At 60.4% G+C, this 8,866-nt stretch carries 10 protein-coding genes and 1 pseudogene; 3 read left to right on the top strand and 8 right to left on the bottom strand.

Translation table 11 applies throughout. The annotated features are described in order from the left end of the window. Together QZY03_RS30755 and QZY03_RS30750 are read right to left on the bottom strand one after the other, a co-directional pair. A pseudogene (locus QZY03_RS30755) lies at positions 1-568 on the bottom strand (hypothetical protein); the annotation flags it as partial. A gap of 411 nt (positions 569-979) precedes the next feature. Next, on the bottom strand, positions 980-2,206 hold the full coding sequence (locus QZY03_RS30750) for a DNA methyltransferase (RefSeq protein ID WP_295588010.1): 1,227 nt from the start codon (positions 2,204-2,206) through the stop codon (positions 980-982). Between the two features lie 273 nt (positions 2,207-2,479). Here QZY03_RS30750 and QZY03_RS30745 point away from each other — a divergent pair, with 273 nt between their 5' ends. Further along, positions 2,480-2,812 carry a hypothetical protein gene (locus QZY03_RS30745; protein ID WP_295588009.1) on the top strand — a complete coding sequence of 111 codons (333 nt, stop codon included), beginning with the start codon at positions 2,480-2,482 and terminating at the stop codon, positions 2,810-2,812. A gap of 92 nt (positions 2,813-2,904) precedes the next feature. Here QZY03_RS30745 and QZY03_RS30740 read toward each other — a convergent pair whose 3' ends face one another. Together QZY03_RS30740 and QZY03_RS30735 are read right to left on the bottom strand one after the other, a co-directional pair. Then, a complete protein-coding gene (locus QZY03_RS30740) occupies positions 2,905-3,642 on the bottom strand; it encodes a hypothetical protein (RefSeq protein WP_295588007.1) in 738 nt (245 codons plus the stop codon). A 27-nt stretch (positions 3,643-3,669) separates the two neighbouring features. Further along, positions 3,670-4,893, bottom strand: coding sequence for a transposase (locus QZY03_RS30735; protein WP_295588005.1), 1,224 nt, complete (start codon positions 4,891-4,893; stop codon positions 3,670-3,672). A gap of 22 nt (positions 4,894-4,915) precedes the next feature. On the opposite strand from QZY03_RS30735, the gene tnpA reads away from it, so the two are divergent. Beyond that, on the top strand, positions 4,916-5,329 hold the full coding sequence (tnpA, locus tag QZY03_RS30730) for an IS200/IS605 family transposase (protein WP_295588003.1): 414 nt from the start codon (positions 4,916-4,918) through the stop codon (positions 5,327-5,329). A 30-nt stretch (positions 5,330-5,359) separates the two neighbouring features. Here tnpA and QZY03_RS30725 read toward each other — a convergent pair whose 3' ends face one another. Next, a complete protein-coding gene (locus QZY03_RS30725) occupies positions 5,360-5,752 on the bottom strand; it encodes a hypothetical protein (RefSeq protein WP_295588001.1) in 393 nt (130 codons plus the stop codon). 36 nt (positions 5,753-5,788) lie between these two features. After that, positions 5,789-6,025: a hypothetical protein gene (locus QZY03_RS30720; RefSeq protein WP_295587999.1), complete on the bottom strand. Its 237-nt coding sequence runs from the start codon at positions 6,023-6,025 to the stop codon at positions 5,789-5,791. A 308-nt stretch (positions 6,026-6,333) separates the two neighbouring features. Here QZY03_RS30720 and QZY03_RS30715 point away from each other — a divergent pair, with 308 nt between their 5' ends. Next, positions 6,334-7,533 carry a polysaccharide deacetylase family protein gene (locus QZY03_RS30715; protein ID WP_295587997.1) on the top strand — a complete coding sequence of 400 codons (1,200 nt, stop codon included), beginning with the start codon at positions 6,334-6,336 and terminating at the stop codon, positions 7,531-7,533. Positions 7,534-7,593: 60 nt separating this feature from the next. Here QZY03_RS30715 and QZY03_RS30710 read toward each other — a convergent pair whose 3' ends face one another. Both QZY03_RS30710 and QZY03_RS30705 read right to left on the bottom strand, forming a co-directional pair. Then, a complete protein-coding gene (locus QZY03_RS30710) occupies positions 7,594-8,217 on the bottom strand; it encodes a DUF1214 domain-containing protein (protein WP_295587995.1) in 624 nt (207 codons plus the stop codon). Further along, the gene (locus QZY03_RS30705) at positions 8,162-8,647 is read right to left on the bottom strand and encodes a hypothetical protein (RefSeq protein ID WP_295587993.1); all 486 of its coding nucleotides are present in this window, start codon (positions 8,645-8,647) and stop codon (positions 8,162-8,164) included. Before QZY03_RS30705 ends, QZY03_RS30710 begins: the two co-directional genes overlap by 56 nt. Between the last annotated feature and the right edge of the window lie 219 nt (positions 8,648-8,866).

The following is an 8,866-nucleotide window of genomic DNA, read 5'->3' as shown; positions in this document are numbered from 1 at the left end:
TGACGGCTGGTGTTTTGGTCGACTTCAGACGATACCGCCGGTCTCCCGCTGCCGCCACCTCCGCAGGAGCCGCCGGCCCTGGTCCAGCCCACCCGTGCACAGCGCCCGGCCTCAGGCAAAAATGGCCAAAGTCGAGGTAGAGATCGGTGACTTGATCTTGACCGTCCAGGGCCGCGAGCCAGTCTTCCGCCGCCGTCTCGTCGAACAGCACGCTGACCTTGTGGTCCTCGGAGACGATGAAGGGACAAGGGTCCTTGACCAGCGTTTGCGGCAGGCCATCGATCAGGGCCGTGAGTTGCTTCTTCTTGGCCGGGGTATCCAAGGCACCGGGTGCGACGAAGCCAATCTGGACCACGCGCCGCGGGCGCTCGCGCTCGACTGTCTTGCCGGTCAGGTAGTCGCCAGGCAACCGGGTGCCATCGTCGCGGCGCCCCAAGATCGTGAACTTTGAGCGCGGCCAGGTCACTGAGCGGCAAATGCCGAGCTTCTCCCATTCTTCATCGCCCGGTTGCGAGCCCTGTTGAACTAGTGTTTGCCCTTCCTCGCCTGAGACCTCGTTATTGGTCACCAGTATGCATCGCCGCTGTCCGGAATCGGCAACGTTCAGCAGATTCACAGCGTTCAATGTGGTCCCGCTGCCAGCAAAGAAATCAACGACCAATGCATCCGGGCGATCACGAACCACCGCCGCTATGGCGTCGTGCGTGGCGTAAAGGGACTTAGGAAATGAAAATGACCCCGTGTTTCCAAAGGTAGCTTTCAGAATATCAGAACCGTAGGCACCAGCATCGTGCCTGCTTCTGTGCCACACTGTCTTGATTTGCCGCTCGCGTGCTTCCGCATACTCAACCTTAACGACATTCCTCAGTTGATCAAACTCAAGGATACATATAAGTACATCAATATATTCGCTATGAGCGCTTAATTATTATCTTTCTTTTAAATCAATGCTTTGCAATTATTGGCGCCTACAAATATTTCACTTGAAGTACTTAGCGCCAGTCTCGATTTGCTTTTGGAGCTTTGCGCTGAGGTAAGAAATTCCCCAAGTCCCTCTCTTCTCGTCGTATCCGCCCAGACTCACATATCCCTTCTCAATCAATTGTCGTAGGGACGACGGGCTGACACCCCAGTTTCCCAAAGAGCCATCGGAGCGAATCGGCCATGCGGCCATGTATCCATTGATTCTTGCATCAAGCGTGGGGAGTTGATCCAGCGGCAGGAAATCTCCCGCGCCGACAACCGCGAAACGCTCGTCGTCAACCAGAACCGGAAAAAACATTTTATCTCTGTCGATGCGTCGAGCATTGGTCCCAGATCGCAATAATCCTTTCCAGCGCGGCTTTGACCTGGTGCTCACACCTCTACTCAAAACTGTCAATAGATCATCTTCTAACCCTTTTACGAAGGCGTTCTTCATAAAGCAAAATAGAGCATACTCTTCGACTCGCGAGAATCGGCCTTGAGTTACGCCCTTTGGATTTACAACGATGGTTACCATTTGTTGGTATGCATCTGGCAGGAGTTGCCTCAGAAGCATCCCCAGGTGATGAACTTCATGCTCATCAATCGTGACGATCAATACGCCCGTGTCTGGATTCAATAGCCGTTGCGCCAACCGTAATCGCTTCTCCATGAATGACAGCCACTTCGAGTGCCGCCAGGCATCGTTGCCATCCACATAGTCGTTGTTGTACTTCCAATCCCGAGCGCCCGTGTTGTAAGGCGGGTCGATATAAATGCAATCGACCTTCCCGGCATAGAGATAGCCCAGCAGTTGCAGGGCATGGAAGTTATCCGCTTCGATCAGACAATGCCAGGGACCGGCGGGCGGGCCGTTCTGAACGCGATCGATCGGCACGAGCGCCGGGTAGATCGGCTCGCCGAAGCGGCGCACGACGATGAGTTCGTCGAGCGGTAGTTCCCAGGGGTCGCCGGCCGCCGGGGTGTCCTCCGGCCGCACGACTTGGGCGATGCCGCCCGCGACGCGGCGCACCCGCCACAGGTCGGCGAGTGAGCCGCCTTTTTTCGCCACCAGGTCCCCCCGCCGCGGCCGGGCCTGCGGGATCGGCACCAGCTCGGGCAGGTGTCGGTCGAACACGAGGCCAAACTTGCGGGTCTTCTTGGCCTCGGCCCATTCGCGCGCGAAATCGGCGCGCAGCCGCGGGTCTTGGATGTGGGTGATGAGGTCGTCGATGGCGGCCAAGGTCGGCTCCTGTTTCCGGTGAGCCCGCTGCGGGCGATCTGGTGAGCTCGGCTGGCCGGGGCAGTCCGCCGCCGACAGGTCGCCCGGTCCGGGCGAAGTCAAGCCGGCGTGCGGCCTGGAAGATCCAGGGTCCGGCGGCCGGTGCGGGACGTGCGCGCCGATCCGCCATTGTACTTCACGACCTCGCCACACGACTGGCCGCGAGGGGCGCCGGCAGCGCGGCGTTGGCGATCAGTTGCGGCGAGTTGATGAGCATGCGCGGATCGTCCGACCGTGACTTGGGCGACGGCGTCGCTGCGCATCGAGCCGTTGGAGTCGGGTCATGACCGTCAGGCGTTCGATTGCGGTGTAGCCTCGCTCAACCGCTATCTCCGCGAGCAACCCGCTCAGGATATGCGGCGCGCAACGGACACTGGTGGCGAATTCTCCCCACCGCGGAGTCTGGAAAGAACCTATCTCACGCCAAGTCGCCAAGTCGCCAAGCACGCCAAGCACGCCAAGCACGCCAAGAAGAGCGCAATTCTGCGGTGCCCCCAGTCACTCCGCGAGCGCCTCCGGTTTCGCTATCGCCTTGAAGACCCTTGGCGTCATGGCGCCTTGGCGTGAGACTTTCCGGGTCTGAGCCAAGCCGGTGCGGCGACTGCGCCCGCGTGGGCGCAATTCGCCACCAGTGTCCGTTACGTGCCTCACCACCGAGGTCAGCCCCGTAACCCCCGCACCGGTGCGACGAAGAAGAGCACGACCAGACCCAGCAGCGCGCCCCACAGCAGGACCAGACTCAACCGATAGACCAGGTGCCAACCGGGGTTGGCCGGTCGGATGATCTCGAAGCGCTCCACATAGACCGTCTCGCAGGCCCCATTGCCCTGGTCGGTGCGGGTGGTGCTGGTTCCCCGCTGAAACCCGCCGCCGTGTGAATAGCGCGCCAACTGGCCGGTGAGGCGGATCTGGTCACCGATGACCGCGGACTTGATGGCCCGCTGGACCTGCGGGTCGGCGCTCAGCAGGTGGTTGTTGGACAACTGGTCCCAGGCGAACCACTGGGCCGCCGGAGCGTTGCGCGGCCCCACCCAACAGGTCCAGGTCGTGTTGCTGTAGCTCATGGCGCGAAAGGCATCGGTGCGGACATTCGCGCCCCAGACCACACACAGGTCACGGATGTTGATGAAGTCTTGCCAATCCTTGAAGTGATAGATATCCGAAATGACGTCGCTGTCATGCAGGCTCACGACGACGGCCTCGAGCACATAGTCGTAGAGCGGCTCAATGGTATAGAGGATGCCCTGCGCCTGCACGGTGAAGGGCTGCCGCGTCGTGGGGGTCTGGCGTGGCGCGGCCAGTTGGGCTTGGTCATAAAACGCGGGCGCGGGCAACTGCGCCTTCTTCCAGTGACTCCAGAGGGCGACCCCCAGGCTCGACAGAAAGACCATTGACATCCTCGCCGACCTGAAGGACGGCGATTCCTACGGCGCTACGCGCAAAGCTTGCTCGCGAATAGTCGCTTCGGCGGGTTCCTGGGCCGACGCTCCAATGAGCGAAGTCTCTCCGCAGGCTAACCGGGCGTGTCCCGCCCTTAGAACATTGATCGCGCCGACCAAATCGGCGTTTTCCTCGAAACCGCATGCCACGCATGCGAACCGGGCTTGAGTCTGCCGGTTCTCCTTGGCGAGATGTCCGCAGCACGGACAGGTCCGGCTGGTGTTCTGTGGGGGCACCGCGACCAGGTGCCCACCGCTCCACGCCGTCTTGTAGTCCAGTTGTCGGCGGAACTCGAACCAACCCTGGTCGAGAATGGCTTTGTTCAGGCCGGACTTGGCCCGAACGTTGGTACCCGGCGCTTCGATCGTCCCGGCCGCTGACGCCGACATGTTGCGAACCTTCAAGTCCTCGATGCACACCATCGCGTGGTTTTGGCTGATCGTGGTCGTGGTCTTGTGCAGGTAGTCGCGCCGGGCGTTGGCGATCTTGGTATGGATGCGCTGGACCTGGGCTTTCGCCTTCTTCCAGTTCTTCCCGAACTTGGTCTTGCGGCTCATGGCGCGCTGCGCCTTCGCCAACGCCTGTTCCTGACGTTTGAAACTGCTCAGGGGCTCGAACACTGCGCCGTCGCTCAAGGTAGCGAAGCGAACAATGCCCAGGTCGATCCCGACGGCCGTGCCCTGGTGAACCGGGATCTCCGCCTCACGCTCGGTCTGGATCGACGCAAACCACTTGCCGCCCGACTGGCTGACGGTGATGTTCTTCACCGTGCCGAGCACATCGCGGCTGTTGCGGTAGCGCAGCCAACCCAGTTTAGGCAGGAACAAGCGCCCGTTGGTCTGGTCGAGCTTGAAGCCCTGGGGGTAGCGGAAGCTGTCGCCGGAACGCCCCTTTTTCTTGAAACGGGGAAAGTCGGCCCGCTTGGCGAAGAAGTTGGTATAGGCCCGCTCCAGATCCTTGAGGGTCTGTTGCAGGGATTGGGATGGGGTGTCGCAGAGCCAGGCCGTCGCCGGGTCGGCCTTCCACTCGGTGAGGGCCTTGCAGAGCCCGGCATACCCGAGCTTCGCGTCACCGGCCGCAAACCGCTCCTGCTGCATCGCCAGGGCCTTGTTGAAGACGAACCGGCACGATCCCGCGAAGCGGCGCATATCGCGCGCCTGCCCGCCGTCTGGCATCAGCTCGAACTTGAAGGCTTGGAAACGCAACATAGCCTAGAGTATAGTTTGGCCTATGAAACAAGACAACGACATTCGGCATGGTCGGCACTGCGTTTTTGCGATGCATGTTCACTTGGTCTTTGTGGCGAAGTGCCGCCGCAAGGTCTTCGACGGCGAGGCGATCGTCAGCCTGCGCGCGATCTTCGCCAAGGTCTGCACCGACTTCCAGGCAAATTTGGTGGAGATGGACGGCGAGGACGATCATGTTCACCTGTTAGTCGAGTACCCGCCCAAGGTGGCGGTGTCCGCCCTGGTGAACAGCCTCAAGGGCGTGTCCAGCCGGTTGCTACGCCAGGAACGGCCCGACCTCCAGCAGTGCTACTGGAAAGGCGTTCTCTGGTCCCCCTCCTACTTCGCCGCTTCTTGCGGCGGCGCACCAATCGCCATCGTGCGCCAATACATCGAACAGCAACAGACTCCCACCTAAACAGCTATCGGACGGGTCCACCGTCCGGCGCTATCCATCCCCGCCCTGAACGGCGGGGCTTTTCGCGCGATCCCGGTAAGCCGAGCCGGTGCCCGGTTTGGCTTCGGCCATGGCGGGCGTGATGCCGGTCGCGTAGTAAAAGAACATCATGCGTGCATCGAGCAAACGCTCGGCACCGTCGAGGAACTGATAACCGCCGCCCATGAATGGCGTCAGCCATTGCCGGTCGGAGTAGATACGGGTCCGCGGGTCGCACGAGGCAAACAGGTTCAAACGTGCGATCGTATTCGCCACGGCCACCGCTTCGGTGAGGATCTTCTTCATCCGCTCGTCGGGCGCGAACGGCTGGCCCTTACGGATGCCGATGGCGGCGTACAGGCCCACGGTATCCGGATCGACCCAGTCCGCGGGCTCGTTCTGCACCGCGCCGTTCAACTCCTCGTAGATTCAGTTTTTTGACTATTCCCTACCGGCCTCGGCCTTCGCCGCCCCCTCCTTCAGCTTCTGGATGTCCGCGGGCGAAAGCTCCGGACGATCGACCTTGATCGTGAGCTTATCGAGCTTGGCGGTCAACGTGAAGGGTGGTTGATAGTCCGCATCGTTCACGCCGGTGAGGGTGTCGGAGCAGATATCGAAGGCTTCGTCCCATCGCAGGATCATCGGCAGCGTCTTCTCTATCTTCTTGGTATCGACCACCGCACCGTCGACCTTCAGGGTGCCGGTGCCGGGCCGACCGAGGCCGCTGATGCTGTCAAAGGCCAGGGTGCCGACACCCAGGCCCTCGTACTGGAAGCGCAGTAGGGTCCGCTGCGCGGACCGACGACCGTGCCGATCGCGCGGTGGCCGGGTTTATGACCAAGGCCCTCGTGGAGATACCTTAGGACCTGTCCACCCTCTGACGCCCTATTATGCCGCCGCCGCCCGTGACTTCACCACCCGCTGCCGTGCCGCCAAACAGCGGCTTGTTCCCCGCTGCTCCCCGTCGGCCACCGGCGGATCGCAGTTTGCCCTTGCCGAGCCCTTCCTTCAATGCTACGGTCTTTGGCAGCGAAGTCCGCCTGGCATTGCCGGAAGCGACCATGAAAAAAGCATTGATGGCTTTCCTGTTGATGTGCTGCTTTAAACCATTGTTTGCTTATGGCCCGGACACCGTCGCCTTTGCGGATCGGTCGCTATGGCCGGAAACAATGAATTCAACCGCTGCCTTTGATCGCGCTTCGAGAGCGGAAATTCTGGTATTTGCTGCTGCGCTGGCCGAAGTGGCGGGACAAGACGCCGCGACATTAAAAGCCCAACTCAAAATTAAACAGGTGGATGCCGCTTCGGTCGCGCGGGTGCGCAATCAGTTGACCGCACAGCTGTTGCAAAACTGGCGGTTTGCCGCGGCTGACTGCGCTAGTTCCGAGGTCTTTTGCGACAACATCAGCACGGCGGATGAACTTCTGACCGCCGCCGAAGAATTAGAAGAAAAATTGCCTGAGTCCTATCGCAACTGGCACAACAAAGCCCGGGTTTTCCATAACAGCTATGCCGGTGAATTGATTAGGCTGGCTGCACTGTTCCCGAAGGTCAGCAGTGAAATTGATACCTTTTCCGCGCTGGAACACACCGGCTTTGAACTTCCGGATCGGCATTTTGTATTGACCTTTGATGATGGACCTTCGCAACCCGATGGCAATACCGATACACTGCTGGCGTTACTGACAAAAAATAATCTTCACGCCTCGTTTTATATGCTGGGCGAGCGGTTGCAAGCCCGGCTGAAACAAGCGGAGCCGGCCACGCCGGCAACGCTGTTTCACGGACAATGCGCCGCGCTGCACGGCTGGCGACATGAATCTCACGCCAAATGGGAGAAATGGCAAAGCTCAATTATCGACACCCGCGATCTGGTTAAAGTAACGTTCCCGCAATCCTATCAGCCCTGGTTTCGTCCGCCTTATGGACAACGCCGCGCCGATAGCGGTGCCTTCTTCAGCAAGCACGATCTGAAAGTAGCGCTGTGGAATATCGACTCGCAGGATTGGAATAGTCGGGTCAATGGCGAAGACGCGGCCCAGCGGATTATGACGCTGATGCTGTTATGGCGGCGCGGCGTCATTCTGTTTCATGACATTCATCCCAAGGCGCTGGTCGCGGTGCCCTGGTTGCTGGATCATACCCAGGAAACCGGAGTGGTCTGGCAGGATTGCCGGGAGTATTAACAACCACGAACCTACCCATTATCCAAACCGCAGGAGACTATGAAAATCACAAAGACACGATCACATTATTGATGGCTGCAATTTGAAATCACCCGGCCGCCAGGTCTGGTCGAACCAGGGCTCCAGCGGCCCATAGAGCCGCAGCAGCACGTTGTAGCCCTTGTCGGGCATGGTTTGCACCCAGTTTGTTTCCTCGCCGGGCGGCGGCTTGGGTCCAAACCAGACGGTGGCGCCGCCGTCCGCGTTCTTTTTGATATCCGGTAAGGTGCTATCGATGCCGGCAAGTTTCTGGTCCGTCGGCAGCAGGGAGCGGGTCTGGTTGTCGTAGACGGTAAAGGACCAGAAGTCCTTCGCCGGGATGGGTCCGGGCAGATCGACCTTGTAGGTGCGTCCGCCGTCGAGATACTCACCCGCCGAGTCGCGTAAGGCGACTGCGTAGGCCGAGCCGGTGCCTGGCTTGGCCTCGCTCATGGCTGGCGTGATACCGGTGGCGTAATAGAAAAACAGCATGCGCGCGTCAAGCAGACGCTCGGCCCCGTCGAGGAATTGGTAGCTGCCGCCCACGAACGGCGTCAGCCATTGCCGATCGGAGAAGATCCGGGTCCGCGGGTCGCGCGAGGCAAACAGGTTAGCGCGTGCGATCGCATTCGCCACGGCCACCGACTCGGTGAGGGTCTTCTTCATCCGTTCGTCTGGCGCGAATGGGTGACCCTTGCGGATGCCGATGGCGGCGTACAGGCCCGCCGTATCCGGATCGACCCAGTCCGCAGGCTCGTTCTGCACCACGCCGTTCAGTTCCTCGTAGATTGAGATTCAGGCACGCCAAGACGTAGACGGTGGTCGTGTTGGGCGTCAGAAACAGTGAGCGGGCATCGAGCAGGTCCTCGCTGATGCCGATGCCCCGATTGGTCTCGATGCCCGCCGCCTCCAGGCCCCGGCACAGCGCATAGACGGACGTGGCCGACATGCCTTTCAAGAAGGCATCGACGCCGCGACCGAAATCCAGTTGGTCGTAGGCTAACTGCACCGTCGCCGCATCGGGGGCACCGTCCTTGAAGCGCAAAGTGCCGATGCGGGTCTCGGCCGTATCGGGCGTCGTAATCTTGGCCGGCACCTCCGGCGCGAATGTTGGTGAGTCCGCGAGCGCTTGCGCATGGTTTGCGGCAGGGCCTGCCAGGACCACCGTCACTAGCCCAAGTTTAACACCTCAGATTATTTCTCTCTTAAGATCATCCGCTTACAGCGGAAAAAATTGGTCAGTGGCACTACATTCGTGAAATTTTGTGAAACCGGACGGTTCAGACAGTCATTTTCTGTATCCCTCCCGGACTGG

This window comes from uncultured Lamprocystis sp. (genome assembly GCF_903933125.1).
In the GTDB taxonomy this organism is placed as follows: Bacteria; Pseudomonadota; Gammaproteobacteria; order Chromatiales; family Chromatiaceae; genus Thiodictyon.
The sequence above is the reverse complement of the archived record's forward strand: the minus strand, read 5'-3'. Positions and strand labels throughout refer to the sequence as shown.

Bases quoted from the DNA above. Each gene is read 5' to 3' on its own strand.
- QZY03_RS30740 (WP_295588007.1), bottom strand. From the start codon at position 3,642: ATGTCAATGGTCTTTCTGTCGAGCCTGGGGGTCGCCCTCTGGAGTCAC.
- tnpA (WP_295588003.1), top strand. From the start codon at position 4,916: ATGAAACAAGACAACGACATTCGGCATGGTCGGCACTGCGTTTTTGCG.
- QZY03_RS30735 (WP_295588005.1), bottom strand. From the start codon at position 4,893: ATGTTGCGTTTCCAAGCCTTCAAGTTCGAGCTGATGCCAGACGGCGGG.
- QZY03_RS30710 (WP_295587995.1), bottom strand. From the start codon at position 8,217: ATGAAGAAGACCCTCACCGAGTCGGTGGCCGTGGCGAATGCGATCGCA.